This is a genomic window from Rhizobium cauense, from assembly GCF_019511525.1.
GTDB classification, from domain to species: domain Bacteria; phylum Pseudomonadota; class Alphaproteobacteria; order Rhizobiales; family Rhizobiaceae; genus Rhizobium; species Rhizobium cauense.
The window spans coordinates 178685-202762 of record NZ_JAEUAT010000008.1 but is presented as its reverse complement, the minus strand read 5'-3'; the positions used below and the strand labels follow the sequence as shown (position 1 = coordinate 202762).

At 58.8% G+C, this 24078-nt stretch carries 27 protein-coding genes and 1 pseudogene; 18 read left to right on the top strand and 10 right to left on the bottom strand.

Translation table 11 applies throughout. The annotated features are described in order from the left end of the window. Position 1: 1 nt before the first annotated feature. The 4 genes from JNB88_RS17135 to JNB88_RS17120 all read right to left on the bottom strand — a co-directional run bounded on the left by JNB88_RS17135 (position 2) and on the right by JNB88_RS17120 (position 3439). Positions 2-1024 carry a glycosyltransferase gene (locus JNB88_RS17135; RefSeq protein WP_220356482.1) on the bottom strand — a complete coding sequence of 341 codons (1023 nt, stop codon included), beginning with the start codon at positions 1022-1024 and terminating at the stop codon, positions 2-4. Then, positions 1021-2052 carry a glycosyltransferase gene (locus JNB88_RS17130; RefSeq protein ID WP_220356481.1) on the bottom strand — a complete coding sequence of 344 codons (1032 nt, stop codon included), beginning with the start codon at positions 2050-2052 and terminating at the stop codon, positions 1021-1023. The genes JNB88_RS17135 and JNB88_RS17130 overlap by 4 nt, the downstream gene beginning before the upstream one ends. A gap of 11 nt (positions 2053-2063) precedes the next feature. Further along, a complete protein-coding gene (locus JNB88_RS17125) occupies positions 2064-2873 on the bottom strand; it encodes a glycosyltransferase family 2 protein (protein ID WP_220356480.1) in 810 nt (269 codons plus the stop codon). A 98-nt stretch (positions 2874-2971) separates the two neighbouring features. Further along, on the bottom strand, positions 2972-3439 hold the full coding sequence (locus JNB88_RS17120; protein WP_037132825.1) for a winged helix-turn-helix transcriptional regulator: 468 nt from the start codon (positions 3437-3439) through the stop codon (positions 2972-2974). Between the two features lie 224 nt (positions 3440-3663). Here JNB88_RS17120 and trxB point away from each other — a divergent pair, with 224 nt between their 5' ends. The 5 genes from trxB to JNB88_RS17095 all read left to right on the top strand — a co-directional run bounded on the left by trxB (position 3664) and on the right by JNB88_RS17095 (position 8488). Further along, complete coding sequence (trxB, locus tag JNB88_RS17115) at positions 3664-4638, top strand: thioredoxin-disulfide reductase (protein WP_037132822.1); 975 nt, start codon at positions 3664-3666, stop codon at positions 4636-4638. A gap of 23 nt (positions 4639-4661) precedes the next feature. Continuing rightward, complete coding sequence (locus JNB88_RS17110) at positions 4662-5558, top strand: LysR family transcriptional regulator VtlR (protein WP_037132819.1); 897 nt, start codon at positions 4662-4664, stop codon at positions 5556-5558. A 542-nt stretch (positions 5559-6100) separates the two neighbouring features. Further along, on the top strand, positions 6101-6394 hold the full coding sequence (locus JNB88_RS17105) for an ArsR/SmtB family transcription factor (protein ID WP_220356479.1): 294 nt from the start codon (positions 6101-6103) through the stop codon (positions 6392-6394). A 97-nt stretch (positions 6395-6491) separates the two neighbouring features. Continuing rightward, on the top strand, positions 6492-7613 hold the full coding sequence (locus tag JNB88_RS17100) for an alkene reductase (RefSeq protein WP_220356478.1): 1122 nt from the start codon (positions 6492-6494) through the stop codon (positions 7611-7613). A 71-nt stretch (positions 7614-7684) separates the two neighbouring features. Beyond that, on the top strand, positions 7685-8488 hold the full coding sequence (locus JNB88_RS17095) for an aminoglycoside phosphotransferase family protein (RefSeq protein ID WP_220356477.1): 804 nt from the start codon (positions 7685-7687) through the stop codon (positions 8486-8488). 194 nt (positions 8489-8682) lie between these two features. Here the strand turns inward: JNB88_RS17095 and JNB88_RS17090 are convergent, their stop codons facing one another. After that, positions 8683-8964 carry a DUF2188 domain-containing protein gene (locus JNB88_RS17090; RefSeq protein ID WP_037132810.1) on the bottom strand — a complete coding sequence of 94 codons (282 nt, stop codon included), beginning with the start codon at positions 8962-8964 and terminating at the stop codon, positions 8683-8685. Positions 8965-9199: 235 nt separating this feature from the next. On the opposite strand from JNB88_RS17090, the gene JNB88_RS17085 reads away from it, so the two are divergent. Then, positions 9200-10297, top strand: coding sequence for a calcium:cation antiporter (locus JNB88_RS17085; protein ID WP_220356476.1), 1098 nt, complete (start codon positions 9200-9202; stop codon positions 10295-10297). Between the two features lie 87 nt (positions 10298-10384). Here the strand turns inward: JNB88_RS17085 and JNB88_RS17080 are convergent, their stop codons facing one another. After that, entirely contained in the window at positions 10385-11587 is a 1203-nt protein-coding gene (locus tag JNB88_RS17080; RefSeq protein ID WP_220356475.1) for a pyridoxal phosphate-dependent aminotransferase, read from the bottom strand. A 538-nt stretch (positions 11588-12125) separates the two neighbouring features. Between JNB88_RS17080 and JNB88_RS33635 the strand changes: the two are divergent. From JNB88_RS33635 to JNB88_RS17050, 6 genes and pseudogenes are all read left to right on the top strand, one after another. Next, positions 12126-12332, top strand: a pseudogene (locus JNB88_RS33635) (hypothetical protein); the annotation flags it as partial. After that, entirely contained in the window at positions 12329-13108 is a 780-nt protein-coding gene (locus tag JNB88_RS17070; RefSeq protein ID WP_338111004.1) for a class GN sortase, read from the top strand. The pseudogene JNB88_RS33635 and the gene JNB88_RS17070, both read left to right, overlap by 4 nt. Before the next feature lie 137 nt (positions 13109-13245). Beyond that, positions 13246-14313 carry a PQQ-dependent sugar dehydrogenase gene (locus tag JNB88_RS17065; protein WP_223217234.1) on the top strand — a complete coding sequence of 356 codons (1068 nt, stop codon included), beginning with the start codon at positions 13246-13248 and terminating at the stop codon, positions 14311-14313. Between the two features lie 158 nt (positions 14314-14471). Then, a complete protein-coding gene (locus JNB88_RS17060; protein WP_220356473.1) occupies positions 14472-15386 on the top strand; it encodes a DMT family transporter in 915 nt (304 codons plus the stop codon). Between the two features lie 465 nt (positions 15387-15851). Next, positions 15852-16067, top strand: a complete 216-nt coding sequence (locus JNB88_RS17055; protein WP_007534130.1) for a cold-shock protein — start codon at positions 15852-15854, stop codon at positions 16065-16067. A gap of 141 nt (positions 16068-16208) precedes the next feature. Continuing rightward, positions 16209-16616 carry a BA14K family protein gene (locus JNB88_RS17050; RefSeq protein WP_220356472.1) on the top strand — a complete coding sequence of 136 codons (408 nt, stop codon included), beginning with the start codon at positions 16209-16211 and terminating at the stop codon, positions 16614-16616. A gap of 57 nt (positions 16617-16673) precedes the next feature. On the opposite strand, the gene JNB88_RS17045 is transcribed toward JNB88_RS17050, so the two are convergent. After that, positions 16674-17321, bottom strand: a complete 648-nt coding sequence (locus tag JNB88_RS17045; RefSeq protein WP_220356471.1) for an MBL fold metallo-hydrolase — start codon at positions 17319-17321, stop codon at positions 16674-16676. 218 nt (positions 17322-17539) lie between these two features. Between JNB88_RS17045 and JNB88_RS17040 the strand changes: the two genes are divergently transcribed. The 6 genes from JNB88_RS17040 (at position 17540) to JNB88_RS17015 (ending at position 22251) form a co-directional block, all read left to right on the top strand. Continuing rightward, entirely contained in the window at positions 17540-18151 is a 612-nt protein-coding gene (locus JNB88_RS17040; RefSeq protein WP_220356470.1) for a DUF1236 domain-containing protein, read from the top strand. Positions 18152-18388: 237 nt separating this feature from the next. Beyond that, complete coding sequence (locus JNB88_RS17035) at positions 18389-18655, top strand: hypothetical protein (protein ID WP_037132788.1); 267 nt, start codon at positions 18389-18391, stop codon at positions 18653-18655. 400 nt (positions 18656-19055) lie between these two features. After that, a complete protein-coding gene (locus JNB88_RS17030; protein ID WP_220356469.1) occupies positions 19056-19553 on the top strand; it encodes a MarR family winged helix-turn-helix transcriptional regulator in 498 nt (165 codons plus the stop codon). Continuing rightward, the gene (locus tag JNB88_RS17025; RefSeq protein WP_037132785.1) at positions 19554-20255 is read left to right on the top strand and encodes a response regulator; all 702 of its coding nucleotides are present in this window, start codon (positions 19554-19556) and stop codon (positions 20253-20255) included. Positions 20256-20283: 28 nt separating this feature from the next. Further along, positions 20284-21663, top strand: a complete 1380-nt coding sequence (locus JNB88_RS17020) for an ATP-binding protein (RefSeq protein WP_220356468.1) — start codon at positions 20284-20286, stop codon at positions 21661-21663. Positions 21664-21669: 6 nt separating this feature from the next. Continuing rightward, positions 21670-22251, top strand: coding sequence for a DUF1349 domain-containing protein (locus JNB88_RS17015; RefSeq protein ID WP_220356467.1), 582 nt, complete (start codon positions 21670-21672; stop codon positions 22249-22251). Here the strand turns inward: JNB88_RS17015 and JNB88_RS17010 are convergent, their stop codons facing one another. Genes JNB88_RS17010 through JNB88_RS17000 form a run of 3 tightly spaced genes read right to left on the bottom strand, consistent with a single transcriptional unit; the run spans position 22252 to position 23925 of the window. After that, complete coding sequence (locus JNB88_RS17010; protein WP_220356466.1) at positions 22252-22593, bottom strand: tRNA-binding protein; 342 nt, start codon at positions 22591-22593, stop codon at positions 22252-22254. A 12-nt stretch (positions 22594-22605) separates the two neighbouring features. Next, positions 22606-23424, bottom strand: coding sequence for a pyrroline-5-carboxylate reductase (gene proC, locus JNB88_RS17005; RefSeq protein WP_220356465.1), 819 nt, complete (start codon positions 23422-23424; stop codon positions 22606-22608). After that, positions 23425-23925: a type III secretion system chaperone family protein gene (locus JNB88_RS17000; protein WP_007789996.1), complete on the bottom strand. Its 501-nt coding sequence runs from the start codon at positions 23923-23925 to the stop codon at positions 23425-23427. Positions 23926-24078 lie beyond the last annotated feature (153 nt).

Sequence of the window (24078 nt, the reverse complement as noted above, 5' to 3'; positions counted from 1 at the left end):
GTCAAGGCTTGCGCTTGAAGAGCTCAAGATAGGCGTTGGCAACGGCGTCTTCTGAGAACTGCCCCATCAAAGTCTCCCGCCCACCGGCAGTCACTTTTGTCGCCAGCAACGGATCATTGATCAGACGTTCAATAGCTTTCGAAAAACCGTCGGTGTCGCCGATGTCGACAAGAAGGCCGTTCTCTCCGTCCCTCATGAACCACGACGGCCCTTCGGAACGGCTGGAAACGACGGGCTTGTCCTGCGCCCAAGCCTCCAGAATGACATTGCCTAGTGGCTCATGGTTCGAGGGCATGACGAAGATGTCGGCAGCCGCCACAAACGGCCGCGTATCCTTCTGCCAACCGAGAAAGCGCACCCTGTTCGTTACGCCGAGATCTGATGCGACTTTCTTGACATTTTCCAGTTCCTCACCCTCGCCGGCAAGCCAGAGATAGACGCCCGGCAGCTTCGCCACCGCTGCCGTCAACAACGCAAATTCCTTGCGCGGCACAAAACGACCCATAGACATGACGACGGGCGCATCTAGTGGCGTGTCGAACGCTGCACGATCGACCGGGGCCACTTGCTCGGTGCTTGTGAAGTTCGAGATCACCTCGACCCCACGTGTCCAGCCGATTTCGCGCACATGGTCGGCAATACCTGGCGTGTTGCAGACGAGAATGTCGGAGTTCTTGAAGTATCTCAGATTTGTCGGATAGTCCCCAAGGCGGGAGATCTTGATGCATCCCTTGTAGTTCGGCATCAGCTCGCTGGCGCGAGGCGCCCATGCCATGATCGCGTCCGGGCGAACCCACCGCGCATTGAAAGCCACTTTCAGCGGCAACAGGATTCGATCCAGCGAGAGATTGCGGAAATTGCTTTCGGAAATTCTGACTGAGGTGGGCATATCCTTACGCCAGATCCGATCAGGTCGGATGACCACACTCTGCTCGACATTGCGCCGGGCCAACGCATTGACAAGATGCACGAAGAACCGCTCAGCTCCACCATCCTTGCCAAAATGGAAATGCGTCACCTTCACGGCTGGCTTTTCCCGGTTTCAAACAACCGAATATAGGCTTGGGTGATGGCATCCTCCGAAAACCGGTTTCTCAGCGTATCCTGCCCACCTTCGATCAAGGCGGTGCGCAAGCCCGGCTCATCGCGGAGGCGTGCAATCGCCCTCGCAAGGCCTTCGACGTCACCGCAATCAACCATCAAAGCGTCCTTGCCATCCGTCATCACCCAACTCGGCCCCTCGGCACGGGAGCCAATGGTGGGCTTTCCTGCGCCCCATCCCTCCAGGCACACATTGCCGAGCGGCTCGTGAAGGGAGGTGACGGTAAAGACGTCGGCGGAAGCAAGATACGCATAGGCGTTCGTCTGCCATCCAGCAAATCGTACACGATCCCGCAAGCCGAGCTCATCGGTGAGCTTTTCGAGGTTTTCCCGCTCCGGACCATCGCCCAGAAGCCAAAGGTATGCGCCCCTGGTTTGCGCGATCGCCTTTATGAGGACATCAAAGCCCTTTCGCTTCACGAAGCGTCCCATGCCGACGACAACGAATGCATCTGCGGGCGTTTGAAGCACTTCTCTCGCGACGGGTTCGCTCGGAGTAGAGCGTGTAAAGTTGGCGATTACCTCGACACCACGCGTCCAGCCGAGCTCGCGGACACGCTTGGCGATATCTGGCGTGATGCAGACAAGCGTTTCCGAATTGCGGTAATAGTCGAGATGTTCCGGATAGTCTCCGAGGCGCGAAATACGTCTGGCGGCCTTGTACCGCGGCATGAAGCGACTGGCGCGCAATTGCCACGACATGATCACGTCGGGCTGGAAGTCGTTCAGTATGGCTCGCATGCGCGCCGACAGCACAAAGCGCGATAGCGAAACACGCCGGAAGACGCCTTCATACACCTCCCCACACTTTTCTATGTCCCTCCGCCAGCTTCGATCCGGCCGGATGAGCGCGCGCTGCTCCACACCACGATCGTGGAGCGCATTGACGAGATTGACAAAGAAACGTTCCGCTCCACCGTCCTTGCCGAAATGGATATGCATCACTTTCATCGCGATTGGCCTCAGTGCCTTCCTGCGTCGTCAAAGTTCGGGTGCCGCTCGACTGCCTTACGCTGAAACAATTTTGCTTGCGTCAGGAATGCATAGACCGCACCGGTCATCGCTTCGACAAACCCAGATTGTCCGCAGCGCCACAAACCGTTGTGGAAATACAGGCGCCAGAAATACAGAAGCGGGCTGAAAATCAGCCTGGCGAAGGTTGTCCCCTCGCCTAAGGCGAAATGCTGATCGGCCTTCAGCGTCGAGTACTTGTTCTCTTTCAGAATCTGCTCGTCGATAACAAGCGGCCGGTAGTGAAGCAGGCTGCCGGTTTTCGCATCTTCGACGCGCCCGGTAGGCACGATACCTTCATGAACGGCTTGCGTGAGATCATATGCACCCCTGCCCTTGCGAATGAGCCGCAAGTTTTTTCGCTCGTGCACGCGCTCCGGTGTGTAACCGTACCCGATGAGATAGGGACGACGCGCCACGCGCCACCCCACGATATCGGCGGGAGCGTCAACCAGCTCAGCCAACAGTTTCCTCAAGGGCGCATCGAGCCGCTCATCGGAATCGATATTCAGACACCATGCCTGCGTGCACCGTTCGAGCGCAAATTGCTTCTGTCCCGCATAGCCGCGCCATGTCTCGTGAAATAGGCGGATCGGCCAGCCCCGATCGATATAGGACTGCAGCAGCGCAACCGTGCCATCCGTCGAACCGGAGTCAACGACGACAATTTCCGCGCACTTATCCAGGCTCTCGATGCAGTTACCGAGATAGGCTTCTTCGTTCAGGCAAATAATGAACGCGGAAATGGGTAATTTGGTCATGGAATGATCTTCGTATCATCACGAACGGCTAGCAAAGTGCCTTCCATAAGGCATAAGCCGTTTCATTCCTAGAGCATCACGTTTCGCCTGTCGGCCAATCAGACTTCGACCAAGCCCACTCGCTTGACCTGGCGGATCGTCAGCATGGTCCGCACCGTGTCCACATGTTCGTTCGCCGTCAGGACTTCGATGACGAAGTCTTGGAACCGCGTCAGGTTCTCGGCTACGCAATGCAGCAGGAAGTCGCTGTCTCCGGATACCATCCACGCCTGCCTGACGAGCGGCCACTGCGCCGTCGCGGCGGCAAAAGCCTTGAGATTGGCCTCCGACTGGTGTTTCAGCCCCACCATGCAGAAGGCAACGAGATCGAAGCCCAGCTTCGGGCTGTTCAACATCGCGTGATAGCCTTCGATGACACCGCTCTCTTCGAGCTTGCGTACGCGACGCAGACATGGCGGCGCCGAAATGCCGACGCGATCGGCAAGCTCGACATTGGTCATGCGACCGTCCGCCTGTAGCTCACGCAGTATCTTTATATCGATGGCATCGAGTTCGGCGCGAAGCACGATCCTGTCCTTCCTTTAATTCCTAGTTGGCAGCTTCTATATAAAGCTGCGGAATACGCAAGAAAGTTTCACCCAAGCGATGGATTGTTACACAGTGTGTCGACAAAGCCTTGTTGGTAACGCAAGGCTGCCCTTGAATAAAAGCACTGGACGTTCATAAATGGCGAATGGAAACGGCCCATTCGCTTTTTAGCCGCCGCTCCCGACTGTCGAAAGGAAATACCATGTCCGCCCGCCATACCAAGGTGCTCATTATCGGCTCCGGCCCTGCCGGCTACACGGCTGCCGTCTATGCGGCCCGTGCAATGCTGAAGCCCGTGCTGATCGCCGGGATGGAGCAAGGCGGCCAGCTGATGATCACGACGGACGTGGAGAACTATCCGGGCTTTGCCGATCCCATCCAGGGACCGTGGCTTATGGACCAGATGCTGCAACAGGCAAAGCACGTCGGCGCTGAGATCGTCAACGACATCGTCACCGAGGTCGAGATGAACCAGCGTCCCTTCGTGGCCCGCACCGATAGCGGCCAGGTCTGGACAGCTGACACGCTGATCATCGCAACCGGCGCGAAGGCGAAGTGGCTGGGCATCGAAAGCGAGCAGCACTTCCAAGGCTTCGGCGTCTCGGCCTGCGCGACCTGCGACGGTTTCTTCTATCGGAACAAGGATGTCATCGTCGTTGGCGGTGGCAACAGTGCTGTTGAGGAAGCGCTCTACCTCTCCAACATCGCGAAGTCGGTGACGGTTGTGCACCGCCGCGACAGCTTCCGTTCGGAGAAAATCCTGCAGGAACGCCTGTTCTCGAAGGAGAACATCAAGGTCCTCTGGAACACCGAAGTCGCCGAGATCACCGGCACGCCGGCCAAGCCGCCGATGCCACCATCCGTTACTGGCGCCCGCCTGCGCGACACGCGCACCGGTGCGATCACTGACGTCGCTGTCGACGGCGTGTTCGTCGCCATCGGCCATGCGCCGGCGACCGAGCTCTTCAAGGGCAAGCTGAAGCTGAAGGACAACGGCTATCTCTGGACTGCCCCGGATTCGACGGCAACAAGCGTCGAAGGCGTCTATGCCGCAGGTGACGTGACCGACGATACATTCCGCCAGGCGATTACCGCCGCTGGCCTGGGATGCATGGCAGCTCTCGAAGCCGAGCGATATCTGACGGGTCACATGCCCGTCGCCGTGGCAGCGGAGTAAGATCGGCTATGAGGGGTGGGGGAATGCCATTGGATTGGGACAAGCTGCGTATCTTTCACGCAGCTGCCGAAGCGGGTTCGTTCACGCATGCGGCTGATAAACTGCATCTGTCCCAATCCGCGATCAGCCGCCAGGTCAGTGCGCTCGAGCAAGACGTCGGCACCAAGCTCTTCCACCGCCACGCGCGCGGCCTGATCCTGACGGAACAGGGCGAACTCCTCTACCGCACCGCCCACGACGTGCTGCTGAAGCTCGAAACCGTGAAGATGCAGTTGACCGAGACGACGGAAACGCCGACCGGAAAACTGCGGGTCACCACTACGGTCGGCCTCGGCCAAGGATGGCTGACGGACAAGATCCAGGAGTTCATGCAGCTCTATCCGGATGTGCAGATCCAGCTGATCCTCGACAACGAGGAGGTTGACGTGAACATGCGCTACGCAGACTGCGCCATCCGTCTGCGCCAGCCCGTACAGTCGGATCTGATCCAGCGCAAGCTGTTCACGGTCCACATGCACGTCTACGCGGCCCCCTCCTACATCAACCGGCACGGCGAGCCGCAGACGGTCGAGGATCTCGACAATCACCGTATCATCACCTTCGGCGAACCGACGCCCAGCTACCTGCTAGACGTCAACTGGCTGGAAGTCGCTGGACGCTCATCCGACAACAAGCGCATTCCGCACCTGCAGATCAACAGCCAAACCTCAATCAAACGAGCGTGCCTGCTCGGCATGGGCGTTGCCTGCATGCCCGACTACATTGTCGGACGCGACCCGGGCCTTATCCAGTTGGCAATCAATGCCGACGTACCGTCCTTCGATACCTACTTCTGCTATCCTGATGAAATGAAGAATGCAGCCAAGCTGAAGGCCTTCCGCGACTTCATCGTCAGCAAGGCACGCAACTGGAACTTCTAGTTGCTTCACTCAGAAATGCAAGCTCTGCAATATACGCATGCCTGACATGCAAAAAACGGGGGTTGTTGTTTGCTCATTAAAGCACCATATCGCACTTAGCTGATGCACACGGTGGCTTTTCCTCCCAGTTCCACCGCATTAGCTGTTCCCCTCTGGAGGTTTTGACCTTCACACCTATAAGGGCCCCGATCTTTCGGAGGCCCTCTTTTTTTGCCCGATTTTTTTGCATCGCAGCATGCAATTGCTGCAGCGCATAGCAGACATGCGCAAACGTGCATTGAACTTTGCCTCTCAAAGCATCATATCGCACTCAGCTGATGCATTTCGTGGCTTCTCTCCCAGTGCCACCGCGTTAGCTGTTCCCCTCTGGAGGTTTATTGACCTTCATAACTTAAAGGGCCCCGATCTTTCGGTGGCCCTCTTTTTTTGCCTAAAGTTTAGCCATGAGAAGAAATGCAGCACCTCACGTCGTCGTGACTTGCATATCGAGAATGGCAAATCCATATATCGCCCAGAGACGATTTATAGTTCGATGAACGGCGATGGAAAAAGACGAAATCCTGAAGGCGATAGCCCACCCGACACGGATGGAGATTCTGAACTGGTTGAAGAACCCCGAGAATCACTTTTCCTCCCAGGAGCATCCGCTTGAGATGGGTGTGTGCGCCAGTCAGTTTGAGCGCTGCGGCCTCTCGCAATCGACTGTCTCAGCCCATCTCGGCACCTTGAGCCGCGCAGGCCTTGTGACGACAAGACGCGTCGGCCAGTGGATCTTTTACAAGCGTAACGAGGAAACGATCGCGGCCTTCCTCAAACAACTTGCCGCGGACCTGTAAAGATGCCGCGGCTCGCCTCAACCGCCTTCCCCTTAGCCGAATAGCGGACATCGCCCGCATCGACCGAATGATTCCCCCACCCCAAGAAAGGACTCCCATGAGCAAGCTTTTCGAACCGACGAAGGTCGGCGACATCGCGATCAAGAACCACATCGTGATGGCGCCCCTGACGCGCAACCGCTCGCCGGGCGCCGTTCCGAACGACCTCAACGTCGAATACTACCGGCAGCGTTCAGGGGCAGGACTGATCGTTACCGAAGCGACCGCCATCACGCACCAGGGCCAAGGCTACGCCGATGTGCCCGGACTCTATTCCAAGGAAGCAATCGACGGCTGGAAGCGTGTCACCAATGCCGTGCATGCCGCAGGCGGCAAGATCGTCGTGCAGATGTGGCACGTGGGCCGTATCTCCCACACAACGCTGCAGCCCAACGGCAACAAGCCGGTCTCCTCGACGAACACGGTCGCAAAATCCAAGACCTATCTCGTCAACGCCGACGGTACGGGAAGTTTCGCTCCGACGTCCGAGCCACGTGCGCTGGAGACGGCTGAAATACCAGGCATCGTGGAAGACTATCGCAAGGCGGCCCGCGCGGCGATCGAAGCCGGCTTTGACGGTGTCGAGATCCACGCAGCCAACGGCTATCTGATTGACCAGTTCCTGCGCTCCGGCACCAACGACCGCACCGACCAGTATGGCGGCTCGGTAGAGAACCGTGCACGCTTCCTCTTTGAAGTGGTCGACGCGATCACCGCCGAGATCGGCGCTCGCCGCACCGGCATCCGCATCTCGCCTGTGACGCCAGCAAACGACTCCTCCGACCCGGACGCACAGTCCATCTTCACCTATGTGGTCGAGGGTCTGGCGAAGTATGACCTTGCCTATATCCATATCGTCGAAGGTGCGACCGGTGGCGATCGCAACTATCAGCAAGGCGACAAACCCTTTGACTATACGGCACTCCGCAACGCCTATGAAAAGGCTGGCGGCAAGGCGAGCTGGATGGTCAACAACGGCTATGACCGCAGCATGGCGATCGACGCTGTCGAGAGCGGTCGTGCCGACCTCGTTGCCTTCGGCAAACCCTTCATCTCCAATCCGGACCTCGTCCAGCGTCTGAAGGAGAACGTTCCCCTCGCCGGCCCCGACCAGGCGACCTTCTATGGAGGTGGCGCCAAGGGATATGTCGACTATCCGGCCCACGAAAAGGCTGCTTGAGCCGCATGCCCCTGGGAGGTCCCGCCAACCGGCGGGATTTCCTTTTTCCGACAGGCAACTAGCATGATGCCATGTTCGAATCGCATATTGATCGCTGGCGCCTGACCGTCGACGGTGAACCGTTCGCCACCCATTCCAGCCAGCTGCTTCCTGTTCTCTCGGACGGCAGGCCTGCCATGCTGAAGATTTCCAGCGACGAGGCCGAGCGGGCCGGCGGCGCATTGATGGAGTGGTGGGACGGTATCGGCGCCGCCAGGGTCTACGCACACGATAGCGACGCGGTTCTATTGGAACGGGCTATGGGCGAACGCTCGCTGTTGGAAATGGCAATGAACGGCGCGGACGATATCGCAACCCACATCATTTGCGGCACGGTTGCAAAGCTTCACGCCCCACGCAAGCGGCCACAGCCCCAACTCATTCCGCTCGAGCGCTGGTTTCGCGAACTCGAGCCGGCAGCCCGGGCCTATGGCGGTGTACTCTCCGACTGCAAGGTCATTGCCGACAAGCTGCTGGCTGACAATGGCGATCCGGTCGTCCTGCATGGTGACATTCACCACAGCAACATCCTCGACTTCGAACAACACGGCTGGCTGGCCATCGACCCGAAGGGCCTGATCGGCGAACGCGGTTTCGATTACGCCAATATCTTTGCCAACGAGGACCTTCCCACGATCAGCGCTCCCGGCCGCCTGCAGAGGCAGCTTCGCATTGTTGCGACCGAGGCGGCCCTTCAACCGAAACGCCTGCTGCAATGGATTGCTGCCTATTCGGGGCTGTCAGCGGCTTGGTTTCTTGGTGACGGATCGACGGCGCTGGCGCAAAGTCCATTGGCAGTCGCGCGCATAGCGCTCACCGAGTTGCAGCAGGCCTAGGGCCAGGAAAATAGCTCTCTTTGCCTTTACCCGTCTTTGGCGCGTTCTTGTTCAGCTTGCGCTGATTGAAGTCGATTGCGGCCCGGATGAAATCTTTGAGAGCCGGTCGTTCGGCTCCCCTCGAAAAATCAATGGCGCGCCTCGCGTTGGGCGCACACGCCAAAGCCAGTCATCACGCAGACAATAGACGATGCTTATGCGCGAGGAGAGGTTTCATTGGCCTGGCTTTTCCAGGTGCCGTCAACAACTTCTGTCTCAGGTCGATCCCCCCCTTCGGCATACTCCTCATGCCATTTGCCTTTGTCATCCTGCCAGCTGATTTCCGCGGAATCACCGCCAACCTGTTGTTCGGCTGCGACGATACGGGCTGCTTCGAGCGCTTCGGAGTGTGTCGGGAATGCCTCGGAATAGACAGGACCCAATCGGTAGGCCCAGCCTCCGTCGTGCGGAACGACCTCGTAGACCACCTTGACCATGCATTTCACTCCTCTTTCTTCTTGCTTGGCGCTCAAATGCTGACCGGATTGCATCCAGTTCTGCGCGGGCCGCGTTACAAGTGACTAGAGGGCGCCGCTATATGCTTCCGGCTGACCGATATGGGTAGTATTCCATTAAATCCCCAAGACTGCAAACGCGCCCGCCTGTGCGGTCTGCTTGCCATGCAAAATCATCGGCTTAGACTTGGCACATGAATCGAGATCGGAGCTTTTCGTGAAAATCGTGTCGCGACTGAGAGACGAGCGGCTCCTGGTGTTTGCGATGATCGTCGCGCCTGTCGCTTATGCGCTTGAACATACGGTACTCGGAATGGGGCGCGGCGCCTCCCTGATAGCTGCCGCAGCACTTGTCGCAACGATCGTCGTCGCTTCGGTTCGCGTCGCTCATCATGCCGAGATTCTCGCGACCAAGGTCGGCGACCCCTATGGCACAATGATCCTGACGCTGTCGGCCGTTGCAGTGGAGGTGATCATCCTCGCCATTATGATGAGCGGCGAAAGCTCGCCAACGCTCGTGCGCGATACGATCTATTCCGCGCTGATGCTCGACATTAACGGCATCCTCGGCCTTGCCGCCCTGCTCGGTGGCTTGAAGCACGGTGAGCAGCCATACAATGACAATTCGGGCAAGACCTACGGCGTCATGATCCTGACCGCCATGGGCATCTCCATGATCGTTCCCGAATTCGTGCCGGCGGAAAAGTGGCATTACTATTCGGCTTTCACCATCCTGGCGATGATCGCCCTGTATGGCCTCTTCCTGCGGATGCAGGTTGGCCAGCACAGCTACTTCTTCAGCTACGCCTATCCCCGCAGCGAACGGAAGATGGCCGATCCGGAAGAGCATGCGACCGACGAGTCGGCGGCGGCGTCGATCGCAACGATCCTGATCGGGGTCGTCATTATCGGCATTCTCGCGGAATTCATGTCCACCTTCATGACTGAAGGGCTGCGAGGCACCGGCGCGCCGGTTGCCATCACCGCAATCGTCGTCGCTGCCATTTCCGCCGCGCCCGAAATCCTGACCGCACTGCGCGCGGCGCTCCGCAACCGAATGCAGGCAACCGTCAACATCGCCATGGGCGCCTCGCTTTCGACCGTCATCCTCACGGTTCCGGTTATGGAGGCAATAGCCCTCTATACAGGCCAGCCCTTCATCATGGCCATGACTCCGGTTCAAACCGTGATGGTGGCGATTACGCTTATCGCGGCGGCGATCAACCTCAACGACGGCGAAACCAACGCCATTGAAGGCATGACGCACTTCATCCTCTTTGCGACGTTCCTCATGCTGTCGGCGCTCGGTCTCTGATATGACGCGATTGGCGGTTCAGCCGCCTTCGCAAAAGAAAAACCCGCCGTCGCCGGCGGGTTCCAAAGCTGTCCTTGACTGAAGAGCTTACTTGCAGGCGCCGCAGAAGCGCTGAATGCGCTTGCAGGCTTCCTCGAGCAGAGCTTCCGAGGTCGCGTAGGAAATGCGGAAGTTCGGACCAAGACCAAAGGCCGAACCATGAACGACGGCGACGCCTTCGCTCTCCAGCAGTTCCGAAACGAAGTCTTCGTCCGTCTCGATGACCTTGCCCGACGGTGCCGTCTTGCCGATCAGGCCGGCGCAGGACGGATAGACATAGAAGGCACCTTCCGGCGACGGGCATGTAATGCCCTTGGCCTGGTTCAGCATCGACACGACGAGATCGCGGCGGCCCTCGAAAATCTTCTTGTTCGCGGGAATGAAATCCTGCGTGCCGTTCAATGCTTCGACGGCAGCCCACTGGGCGATCGACGTTGCACCCGAGGTCTGCTGGCCCTGGATCATGTCCATCGCCTTGATCAGCTGGATCGGGCCGGCTGCATAGCCAATACGCCAGCCGGTCATCGCATATGCCTTGGAGACGCCGTTCATGGTCAGCGTGCGGTCATAGAGCTTCGGCTCGACTTCGACAGGCGTGACGAACTTGAAGTCGCCGTAGGTCAGGTGCTCGTACATGTCGTCCGTCAGCACCCAGACGTGCGGGTGCTTCAACAGCACGTCGGTCAGAGCCTTCAGCTCGTCATGCGTATAGGCAGCACCCGACGGGTTGGACGGCGAGTTGAAGATGAACCACTTCGTCTTCGGCGTGATCGCCTTGTCGAGGTCGGCAGGCTGGAGCTTGAAGTTGTTCTCCTGCGTCGCCGAAACGATGACAGGCGTACCGCCGCACAGCGAAACCATTTCCGGGTAGGAAACCCAGTACGGCGCCGGGATGACGACTTCGTCGCCCGGGTTCAGCGTCGCCATGAAGGCGTTAAACAGGATCTGCTTGCCACCGGTGCCGACGATCGTCTGCTCCCAGGAATATTCCAGGCCGTTCTCGCGCTTGAACTTCGCGGCGATCGCCTTGCGCAGCTCAGGGATACCGGAGACCGGCGTGTACTTCGTCTCGCCGCGATTGATCGCTTCGATGGCAGCCGTCTTGATATTGTCAGGCGTATCGAAATCCGGCTCGCCGGCACCGAGGCCGATCACGTCGCGTCCTTTCGCTTTCAGCTCGCGCGCTTTCTGGGAAACGGCGATGGTGGCTGAAGGCTTCACACGGGAAAGAGCATCGGCAAGAAAGGCCATGATATCGGTCCTATACGGTTGATTTGGGCAGAAAGCCGGGACCGGAATTCTGCGCTAAGCTCTATGTCCAATGTAGGCAGGCATTTCAAGCGCAAAGGCGTGATGGTGCCAATGATTCTTCGTGATGGATGGCTCCGCGTCGCTCGCGATTCGCAATGCGGGTCAGCCAACACGATGAATCATTTTGCGAAGCCCTTGAATCAATTTCTGAAGAGAGCCGATTTTACCTCCTGAAATCAAAAACTTCGTCATTTTCGCGCTCTGCCACGAATTGGCCGCAACAAATGCCGCGGCATGCCGCAATTCTGTCGCGAGCATGCCGAGATCGAAGGTGCATCTTGATGCATCCGACATTGGTTATTGAGGGAATACCATGTTTCTGGAAGACGAGTGCGTCATAAGGCGCCTTCGCGCCACTCGCGTATCCATCTCATTGCTGGTGGCATTCGTGGCTTTCGCCGCGTCGATCCTAATGACCGTGGGGCTTGCCACGACTGTTTACGCCGGAGACAGGCAGCCCCGGCAAGCGTTCGCGCAGCTGGCAGCCGCGCCAGTGACCGTCGCGCCAGCGGCCGAACTCATCGCCCAGTCATCCGTCTCCGCGAAATTGCCGCACATGGCGACACGTGCCGACGAACAGATCCTTCGCGGTATCGTCATGCTGCTTGCAGCACTTGTCGCCGCAAGCGGCCTTGCCGTCTGGCGTCGGCGCGTGCGTGGAATCTTTGCAGGGACCGGGACGTGACGTCGGCTATTTCTGGAACGGGAACCCGAAATCAGGATCGGGACGAGTTCGGGCCGCTTCCGACCTACCTCGAGCTTTCCATGGCAATGGCTGCCGCAACTGCGTATGAGGCCGCAAGCGCGCATCAGAGCCGCCGCATTCTGCCCCGCCTTTCCATTGTCGAGAAGGCAATTGCCGCGAGCATCGCCGCCCTGGCGCTATATGGAATCGTCTTGCTCACTGACGGCCTCTACATCAAAGCCAAGACGGAACTGTCACACATGCTCCTGGAGCGAGCCTTTGCCGCCGAACTGCGCGGCGAAGATGCCAAGCCGTGGCCCTGGGCGGATTTCACGACCGAGGCGGAGGTGGCAGCGCCGCGTCTAGGGAAGCAGGCGATCGTCCTCTCCGCCGGCACGGCCGACGCCTCGGCGTTCGGCCCCATCCGGGTTGCCAATACGCCCCAACCCGGCGACGAAGGCACTTCCATTATCTCCGCCGATCGCGACGGGCATTTTCGCTGGCTGAAGGAGGTCAAACCAGGCGACGAAATCGAGGTCACACGTCGCGATGGAAAGGTGCTGACCTTCAAGGCAGGCGAAGGCCGTATCGTACCGTCCGACAGCGGGATCACACCACTGGCGCAAGGGCGCCACCTCGTGCTTGCGACCTGTTGGCCTTTCGGTGCGACGGAACGCGGGCCGCTGCGCTATGTCGTTGAGGCGGAACTCGTCGATACGCAGGCGACTGGAGCATTGCCGGCGACAAACACAAAGCCGTTATCCCGGGCCGAATGAGGTTGAAGCACATGTCCGACTGCTCCACCTTGACCAAGGCAGGCAACGGGATGGACATGATGAAATTTGCAAGTCTTCGAATCGGCATCTTTTTCGCAACTGCAACCCTAGCCGCCTCCCAGGGCCTGACGACCGACATGGTCAGGACAAAAACGGTTGAACTTCAGGTCGACACAATCGCAACCGGTCTCGAACATCCTTGGGCCGTGGAGGTTCTACCGGACGGCGCCTATCTCGTTACCGAGAGACCGGGACGATTGCGCACTATCCGAGACGGCAAGATCTCCGCTCCCATTACTGGTGTCCCAAAGGTCAACGCGCGCAGCCAGGGCGGTCTGATGGATGTTGCGATCGCACCTGACTTTGCTTCGAGCCGCAGGATATTCCTCACCGCGGCAACCCGGGCCAAGGGAGGCTCTGGGACCGAAGTTTTCAGCGCCAAGCTGTCAGCGGACGGTACAAAGCTGGAAGACGTCAAATCGATCTTTGCCATGAAGCGGTTCACGTCGGGCAACATCCAATATGGCTCCCGCATCGCATTTGCCAAGGACGGCTCACTCTTCATCAGCATCGGCGACCGCGGCGACAGGGATCGTTCCCAGGATTGGAAGGACGACGCCGGCTCGATTGTTCACATCAACGCCGACGGCAGCATTCCGGCTGACAACCCATTCAAGGACGGGATCAAGGCCCTGCCGGAAATCTGGTCCAAAGGCCATCGCAATCCGCAGGGCATCGCCATCGACGCCGCCGACGGCAAACTCTACACCGTGGAGCACGGCGCCCGCGGCGGCGACGAGATCAATTATATCGAGCCCGGCAAGAACTACGGCTGGCCAATCATCACCTATGGCCGCGACTACTCCGGAGCTGAGATAGGCGAAGGCACGGCAAAGGAAGGGCTCGAGCAACCCGCATACTACTGGGATCCGTCCATTGCGCCAGGAGCACTTGCCATCTATCGTGGCAGGATGTTCCCGGAGTGGGATGGCAATTTTCTCGTCGCTGCTTTGAAGTTTCAGCTGCTTTCACGCATGCAGCGTGACGACACCGGCGCGTTCGTGGCCGAAGAGCGCATGCTCGACGGCAGCTATGGCCGCATGCGCGATGTCGTGGTTGCGCCCGATGGTGCCCTCCTCATCCTGACTGACGAAGACGATGGCGCCCTGCTCAGGGTGTCGCGAGCGCCGACAAACAACGGTTGACGTCCGAGAGCACGCTTTTCGCTCTGCAATGCGCAACCCGCTCCGGTCATCCGCCGCGCGCCCAAGCACAGCCACGCGCGACATTCTTCACCCTTGCTCAAACGAAAGTCAGCTGATAACGCTCGCCCCAACACCCGTCTCCCCACCCAGAGGATGAAATGACGCGCATTCAGGCGAACCTCCTTCTATTGCTTGCAGCTGCCATCTGGGGCGGCGGCTTTGTCGCGCAGTCGACGGCAATGAAGGCGATCGGACCGTTCTGGTTCATCGGCCTGCGCTTCATGATCGCTGCGATTGCGGTTCTCCCGTTCATGCTGTTGGAAGCACGCAAGGCGTCGGTCAAGACCGCGCCGCGCCATCTCAAGCTTTATCTGCTGATCGGACTTGCATTGTTTGGCGGGGCGACGACCCAGCAGATCGGCCTGCAGACGACCACGGTCACGAACTCTAGCTTCATCACGGGCCTTTACGTCGTGATCGTGCCATTGATCGCGGTCGTCTTCTTGCGGCGATCTCCCCACTGGATCATCTGGCCGGGCGCAATCATGGCCGTATCCGGCATCTATCTGCTGTCAGGCGGCCAGTTATCTGCATTGACCACCGGAGACCTGTTGACGGTCGTCTGCGCGATTTTCTGGGCCGGACAAATCACCCTCGCAGGCATAACCGTTTCGGAAACCGGCCGTCCGCTTGCCCTGTCTACCGCTCAATTTGCCATTACCGGCATATGCGCGCTTGCCGTTGCCGTCGTCATCGAGCCGATCAGCTGGGCTGCGGTCTGGGCGGCAGCCCCCGAGATCCTTTATGTCGGCATCTTCTCTTCGGGCGTCGCCTTTTCGCTGCAGATCATCGGCCAGCGCTACACGACGTCGTCGCAGGCAGCCATCTTCCTCTCCTCGGAAGCGCTTTTCGGCGCCTCCCTTGGCGCGCTGCTGCTGGGTGAAACCATGCCGCCGCTCGGCTATGCCGGCTGCGCGCTGATGTTTACCGCTATGCTTCTGGTTGAAGTCGTGCCCGAAATAGCGCGCCGACGCGCCTCCGACAGGCTGAACCCGAGTCCAAATTTGGGTTGAACTGCCGGAAATGAAAAAAACTTTAGCTTTTACGCAGTCGCGCTAGCGTTGCATTTTTGGCAAAATCTGCTCCCAAACTATATTGCCAACGATATAAAGCGTTAATCCTTGGCGCTGGACGACCAAAATTTTGCTCCTGACGCGCAAAAATGCAGTCCCTGGGTGCCTGCGAGCATGAACGCGTTAAAAAACTTTTGCTTGCCAAAATTTAATAATCGCAGCACTCTCACCGTGTTCGGGCATTTTGCGAGCATGGGAAGTCCTTGAGAATGTGCGCGCCGGAAACGCTAATATTCCGGTCAACCAGTTCCGAAAAAGCGGGCATCAGTCCCGTGGTGAACGCGGTTGGGCTAGAGGGGACCTTTTTCTCACATTTCAACAATTGCCTGCAAACGTCTCCGAGAGGAGGCATTAACAGTGATGCTGCCCGTGTGGATGGCGGGCGGAGATAAAAGGACCTGACGCATGGCCGAGACTGGCACTGTAAAATTCTTCAATACCGACAAAGGTTTTGGCTTTATCAAGCCGGACAAGGGCGGCGCCGACATCTTTGTTCATATTTCTGCCGTTCAGGCTTCTGGCTTGGCCGGGCTGACGGAGAATCAGAAGGTTAGCTTCGATACGGAGCCGGATCGCCGCGGCAAGGGCCCCAAGGCCGTCAACCTGCAGATCGCAGGCTGAACCTCCAGCCAAAGCTTTCAATTCAGGCGAAGCCCGGCAGCAATGCCGGGTTTTGTCATTCAGCCTGCATTCAGATCGCAGCCCTTACCTTGCCATCATCAAGGTGCAGAACCGGAATCGGTTTTAAACAGGGAAAGATAAATGAACAGGCTCGCGAAAACGCTCCTCATGACGGCAACAGCCGCTGCCCTCACCGTATCGTCGATCAGCGTTGCGTCCGCCGGTGACTGGCGTCGCCACCACCACAGCGATGATGCGCTCGTCGGTGGCGCTGTTGGCCTGGCGACCGGCCTGATTGTTGGTTCCGCCATCGCGAGTGCGCCGCGCTATGACGAACCGCGCTACATCGACCCGCCCTACGAGCCGGAATACGAAGCTGCTCCGGTCTATCGCGCTCCGCCGCCGCGCTACTATCGCCCGGTTGCCGACGTCGAACCGTGGACTCCGCAGTGGGAACGCTATTGCTCCTATCGCTACCGCTCGTTCGACCCGCGTAGCGGCACCTATATCGGCTACGACGGCCGCAGCCATTTCTGCACGGCCGGCTGATTGATCCCGTAACATCATTGCATATGGAGCGCTGCTTTTAGCGGCGCTCCTTTTTATTCAGATCCCCTGAAGGAAGGGATTGCTGCGACGCTCGTCGCCGATCCGGCTGCCTGGCCCGTGCCCGCAAATAAAGCCGACGTCGTCACCAAGCGGCAGCACCTTGTCGCGGATCGAATCGAGAAGTTGCTGATGATCGCCACCCGGCAGATCCGTCCGTCCTATCGATCCGTTGAAAAGCACGTCGCCGAGATGGGCGAAATTCTGGGCACGATTGAAATAGATGACATGTCCGGGCGCGTGGCCGGGGGTATGGTAAACCTCGAACTCGTGGGCGCCGAACGAAACCTTCTCGCCGTCTTTCAGCCAGCGGTCCGGAACGACGTTCTGCATGCCGGGCGGCAAGCCATATTTTTGAGACTGCGTTTCGATCCGTTGCAGCAGAGGAAGATCGTCCTCATGCGGACCAACGATATCGATATTCAGAGCTTCCTTGAGCTCCTTGGCTCCTCCGGCGTGGTCAAGATGACCGTGCGTCAGCCAGATTTCCTTTATCTTGAATCCATTCGCCGCGATGGCCTCAAGGATTGCCGGCACATCCCCGCCGGGATCGACCACGACCCCCTCCTTCGTCTCCGGATCGAACAGAATCGTGCAGTTCTGCTGAAAGGGTGTTACCGGAATGATACCGGCCTGCAGCATGCCCATGGGTGCCTCGCTTGTCTCTTGCCTGTGTTCCTATAGTCCGAAATATCGGGTCGCGCAGCCCGCGATTTGTTGAACACACAGTCTGGGCTGGATGTGTCGATAGACCCACGCAGTGAAATTTAACATATCGATACAAACGTTTACCGGGCCAGGCCTCCGCCCGGGAACATCGCCATCAACCAAACGTTACCTGCCTGTACTTAACAAGGAGAAACGAGATGACCTTGAAGCGAAATCTGTTCCTGGCTGGCGCGATCGTCGTGGGAAGCGCCGGTCTTGCCCAGGCGGAAATGGTTGCCACGGCCATCAACGATCTGAATGTTCGTGCAGGCCCAGGTCCCCAGTATCCTTCCGTCGGCATTGCGACGCGCGGATCCCAGACAGTTCTTGATGGCTGCATCGAAGGCAGCCGCTGGTGCCGCGTCGATGTCAACGGCGTCCGCGGTTGGGTCTATGCCGAGTATCTGCAGGTTGACCACGGCGGTAGCCAGGTCATTGTCGAACAGCATCAATCCGATCTTGGCGTTCCCGTCGTAACCTATGAAAGCACCGCGAGCGTTGCACCCGCCGATCCTGCTCCGGGCGACGAATTGTTAGGCCCCGTCGGCTCCGTAGAAGCCATCACGCCGCCTGAAACGGTCACGACCTACGTCCAGACCAATCCCGGCCAGACCGTGCGCCTCGGTGGCGATGTCGTCGTCGGTGCATCGATACCCGGCGACGTTACCTTCCAGGAGATCCCCGACTACCAGTACCGATATGTTCGCATCAACGATCAGCCCGTCCTCGTGGATCCCGGCACGCGTCGCATCGTCTACGTCTACAACTAGGGATGAACCGGATCGAGAAAGGCGCCTTCGGGCGCCTTTTTTGTTGGGGAGCGTAGGAAGGAAAATTCTCGCCTATGGGTTGCTCTCCATTCCACTTAACATTCACTCATGATAAAATACTGAAATTCAGTCGATATCCCCGCTCCTGGTCGGACGTCGGATCGCCTGTATGGCTGCTTATCCCATAGGATAGCGCAGCCGGCGGTGGCGTTTGAGGAGACATGAAGGAGGGAAATCATGGAAGCCTTATTGCCAATCATCACACAAGCGATAGCGGGCGCAGTCGGCGGCAATGTTGCAAGCGGCGCCCTGAAGCAGGTTGCAATCAATGCCGTTGCGCGGACGATCGCCGGTGCGATCGGCGGCATCGGCGGCGGCATGCTGCTAAGCATGGTCGGCGGCGAAGCTGCAATGACCGGCCTCATTGCCGACGGTATCGGCGGGTTGATCGGTGGCGGGATCCTCTCGACGATCGTCGGTGCGGTTGCTGCTCGCGCAAGGTAACAGCTTCGCTGGGAATGCGGTCGGGGCGCTCAGCGAGCCCGACCGTTCCCAGAGCCAGGTCGGTCGTTCGCTCTAGTGGTCGGTTGGACTCTTTACTGCGTCGTCAACGCCTTGCCGATTGCCATGAGCTCCTGCGCCAAGCCTCTGAAACGATAACTGCTGCCGAGGAGATTTCGCCGTCCAAATTGGTCGGTCGAACTAAGCTAGTTCGCACTCCTCTAGCGCCGGCGCGCCATTCTTGTTGATTGTTGCCCCCAATACGTTTTATCCACTCACGCAGGGGAAATTACGCATTTTGGATGGAGTTTGCGAAGACAGGCCGTTTCCAGTGGAAATTGCGCCTGCCAGCAACAGCGAAGGGCCTTTCCCGAAACTGCGCAACAAGAAGGGAGATGCCAAATTGGCACGACAGACGAGCCCGAAGGCGGGCAAGCCCGAACTGCTCGATATGCCGTTGGAAAACTCGGAAACCATCGATTTCGAGATCATCGAGCTTCTGTTTTTCTCCTATCGCGACTTCGTTTCCGACCCGGACGCTATCCTTGCGGAGATCGGTTTCGGGCGGGCACACCACCGCGTCGTGCATTTCGTTAACCGCAACCCCGGCATGACCGTTGCCGATCTGCTGGATACATTGAAGATTACCAAGCAGAGTCTCGCAAGAGTGCTCAAACAACTCATCGATTCGGGGTATATTCGTCAGATTGCAGGGCCTGAAGACAGGCGGCAGCGCAAGCTCTATCCAACAAAGATGGGGCGAGAGCTGGCTCTTGCTCTGGCGGAGCCGCAATCGCGCCGTATTGAGAGAGCATTCGACGGGGCTTCTCCGGAGATGCGGGAAGGCATAAAGGCTTTCCTGAGAGGCATGCGCAACAGACAGAACTCGAGAGCAGACTGAATGGCGACAAAGACAGTGATTTCGGACGATGCTGCGCACTTGCTTGTCGTGGATGACGACACGCGTATCCGCGCCCTGCTCAACCGCTATCTGAGCGAAAATGGCTTCAGGGTGACGGTAGCTGCAGACGGTGCTGAAGCGCAACGCAAGCTTACCGGCTTGGATTTCGACCTGATCATCATGGACGTGATGATGCCGGGCGAGTCCGGAATCGAGGTGACCCGAGGCCTGCGCACGATCAAGAATGTACCGATCATCATGCTGACAGCACTGGCGGAGTCAGGCAGCCGCATCGAGGGCCTCGAGGCCGGCGCCGATGACTACCTTGCCAAGCCGTTCGATCCGCGCGAGCTCGTCCTGCGCGTCAACAACATCTTGCGTCGCAACGTTTCCAACGATGCACCGAAGATCGAGCAGGTGATGTTCGGCCCTTACACCTTCTCCCTCACGCGCAAGGAACTCAAGAAAGCATCCGAGGTTGTCCGGCTGACGGATCGCGAGCAGGAAATCATGCTGCTGTTTGCCAAGCGCGCCGGCGACACCATTCCGCGGCATGAACTTATCGGCAATGACGTCGATGTCGGTGAACGCACCATCGACGTGCAGATCAATCGCCTGCGACGCAAGATCGAAGACGATCCCGCAAATCCGGTCTGGCTGCAGACGGTTCGTGGTATAGGATACCGCTTGAGCATCGACTGACAGTCGTAAACCCAGGACCGGCGACCAGATGGTGACATTCGACTCCCTTCGGCGTGACGACCGATCGCCCGCCCGCGGATGGCGATCGATGATACGCAGACTGCGGCTCTATTTGCCGACCGGCCTCTACGTCCGGTCGCTTCTCATCATCATCATACCCATGGTGCTGCTGCAGTCCGTCGTCGCTGCCGTATTCATGGAACGCCACTGGCAGATGGTGACGCAGCGCCTCTCTGCGGCAGTCACCCGCGACATTGCCGCGATCATCCAGATCATCGAGACCTACCCGCAGGATACGGACTACAGCGAAGTAACGCGCATTGCCCGCGACCAGATGAACCTGCAGATCTCGATCGAGCCGAACGGCGATCTGCCGTCGCCACGCACCAAGCCGTTCTTTTCCATCCTCGACGGCATCCTGAGCGATGAGATCAGCGACCAGATCAAACGTCCCTTTTGGATCGACACGCTGGGCGATTCCAATCTGGTCGAGATCCGCATCAAGCTCGAAGACAAGATCCTGCGCGTGCTGGCGAAACGCAGCACGACATACGCATCGAACACGCACATCTTCATCGTCTGGATGGTTGGCGCGTCACTAGTCCTGATCGGCATATCGATCCTGTTCCTGCGAGGGCAGATCCGGCCGATCCTTGCCTTGGCAAACGCAGCGGAAAGCTTCGGCAAGGGACAGAAGGCCGACAATTTCCATCCGCGCGGCGCAGATGAAGTCCGTCGAGCTGGCCTCGCCTTCATCCTCATGCGCGAGCGCATCGAACGGCAGATGGAGCAGCGCACGGCCATGCTGACCGGGGTGAGCCATGACCTTCGCACGATCCTGACCCGCTTCAAGCTGCAACTGGCGTTGGCCGGAGACAATCCCGATCTGCACGGCATGAACGACGACGTCAACGATATGCAGTCGATGCTCGAAGCCTACATGGCCTTCGCGCGAAGCGAACTTGAGGAGGACGTTGGCGAGATGAAGCTCACCGACGTCTTCGCAAGGATCGAAGCTGACTTCGAGCTCCACGACGGCAAGACGCTGACCTATTCCATCGAAGGCGAGGACCACATTCGGGTGCGCCCAAACGCCTTTACGCGTCTTGTGACGAACCTCGCCTCGAACGCGCGTCGTTACGCCAACACCCTCGACGTCAACGCCAAGCACAGTGCCAAATGGCTGACAATCACCTTTGATGACGACGGCCCGGGCATTCCGGAGAAGAGCCGCGAGGATGTGTTCAAGCCGTTCTTCCGGCTCGACGAGGCGCGAAACCTCGACGCCTCCGGTACAGGCCTCGGCCTTGCCATTGCCCGAGACATTGCCCGAAGCCACGGCGGCAACGTTACCCTCGGCGACAGCCCTCTCGGCGGTCTGCGGGCGACCGTCCGCCTGCCTGCGTGAGGACAAATGACGATCGATACGGCTCGAATGGCATGGATAAACCCTCCCCCGCGCGTTGAGACGCGCGGCGAGGATTTGCATGTATGGTCAGGCTCAAAGACCGATTTCTGGCAGGGGACCTACTACGGCTTCCATCGCGACGACGGGCACTTCCTGCACCAGTTGCGGCAAGGCGACTTCACCGCCGAAGTTTCCTTCTCGGGACGTTACGAGGAACTCTATGACCAGGCGGGCATGATGGTCCGTGCAGACGCGACACATTGGATGAAGTGCGGGATAGAATATACCGACGGCGCGATGCATTTCAGCGTCGTCGTGACCAACGGCAACTCCGACTGGTCTGCCTTCCGGCTCGATCACGCATTCGAGCGTATGGGGGTGCGCGTGACGCGAAACGGCGATGCCTTGTTCATCCAATACAGAACGGATCGCATGAGAGACTGGCGCATGGCGCGACTTGCATGGTTTGACCCGGCGTTTGCCGAGGTTGCCGTCGGCCCAGCATTCTGCTCGCCGCAACGATCGGGCTTCGAGGCCGTATTCCATGATTTCTCGCTGACCGACCCTTTGTCGCGCGAGATCCACTGATCACATCAGTTTCTTGCCGTTCGGAACGGGCTTGTCGGTTGCCGCGAGCACGATGGCACCCGCTTCGTCCTCGAAGCCAAGGGTCAGGACTTCGGATCGGACGGGGCCGATCTGACGTGGCGGGAAGTTCACGACGCCAAGCACCTGCCGGCCGACAAGGCTCTCAGGCGTATAGTGTACGGTGATCTGGGCGGATGATTTCTTGAGGCCGATTTCCGGCCCGAAGTCGATTACAAGCTTGAAAGCCGGCTTGCGGGCTTCCGGGAATGGGCTTGCCTCGACAATCGTGCCGACGCGGATGTCGACACGCTCGAAGTCGCCGTACGTGATTTCATCAGCCATGTCTCTATGTCCTCAGCCGGCTAGCTCTTCGGCGCGCTTGCGCGCAGCGGCAAGGGCCTTGTCGAAAAGCGGCTGCATCGCGTCTTCCGCCATGAGAACGGACAGTGCGGCAGCTGTCGTACCACCAGGTGAGGTTACGTTCTGGCGCAGGCGCGAGGCGTCGTCGGGGGACTGGTGCAAAAGTTCACCAGCCCCCGCGACTGTTTCCCGTGCAAGGCGCATGGCAAGGTCCGCCTGCAAGCCAAGTTTACGGCCTGCCTCTGCCATACACTCGACGAGATAGAACACGTACGCGGGTCCACTTCCCGACAGAGCCGTGACGGCATCGATGTCGGCTTCGGTCGGAACCCACTCGACCGGACCGGATACACGCAAGAGGGAGTGAACCTGCTCACGCTGCGCACCGGTAACGCGCGCATTGGCAAACGCACCCGTGACGCCACGCCCGACCATGGCAGGCGTATTCGGCATGGCGCGCACCATCGCAGCTTCGCCGAGATGCTTTTCAAGGAACGACAGCGTCTTGCCAGCCGCGACGGAGACGACGACGGTCTCCGGCCCCACTGTTCCCTTGACCGGAGGCAATACGGCGTCCATCACCTGCGGCTTGACAGCAAGGAAAAGAACGCCCGCTGTCAGCCCCGACGGAGCAGAGGTGACGTGCGTGGCGCCGGCGTCACTGATCGTTTTCATCATCTGCTCCGACGGACCGGGATCGATGACGACAATAGAAGAACCGGCCACTCCGCTCTTCAGCCAGCCGGAGAGCATTGCGCCCCCCATGTTGCCGGCACCGATGAGAACGATAGGACCTGAAGATGCGGATGACATTTACGCCTCACCGACCGTTTCGAAAAGAACCGCTTCCATCGCGCGGTTCGCATCCATACCGGACCAGATGACAAACTGGAACGCCTGATAATACGCCTCGCAGGTGTCGAGCGCACTAGCGAGCAGAACCTCGACCTGTCGATTGGTCGGCTCGGCACCACCTGCGAGCAAAAGCGACTGACGGAAGATGATGACATCTTCCTGGCGCCAAAGATCGAAGTGTCCCATCAGGACCTGACCATTGATCGCAGCCAGAAGCTTGGTGACTTCGTTGACACGCTGTTCGGGAACCTTGACGTCAAAGGCGCAGCCCAGATGCAGCGCCTCGAACTCTTCCATCCAGGAAAAGGAAACGTGGTAATCGGTCCACTTCCCTTCAACCGTCATCGCAATCTCGTCATCGCCCGACCGCTCGAAAGACCAGTCGTTATTGGCGGCGACGTACTCGATCATATCGACCGGGTTCGACTGACGCTCGACTTCCAATTCCATGAGGCTCATGCAGCACCTTCTTGACCGGAGTGAATGCGAACCAACTTCGTCAACGAGACACAAGGAGAAACACACGCAACAGCCGGAACCACCAACCCTGATGACCGTTGAACTACTACCAGACTTAACGCAGTCAAACCTGCCTGGAGCTTACCAACTGCT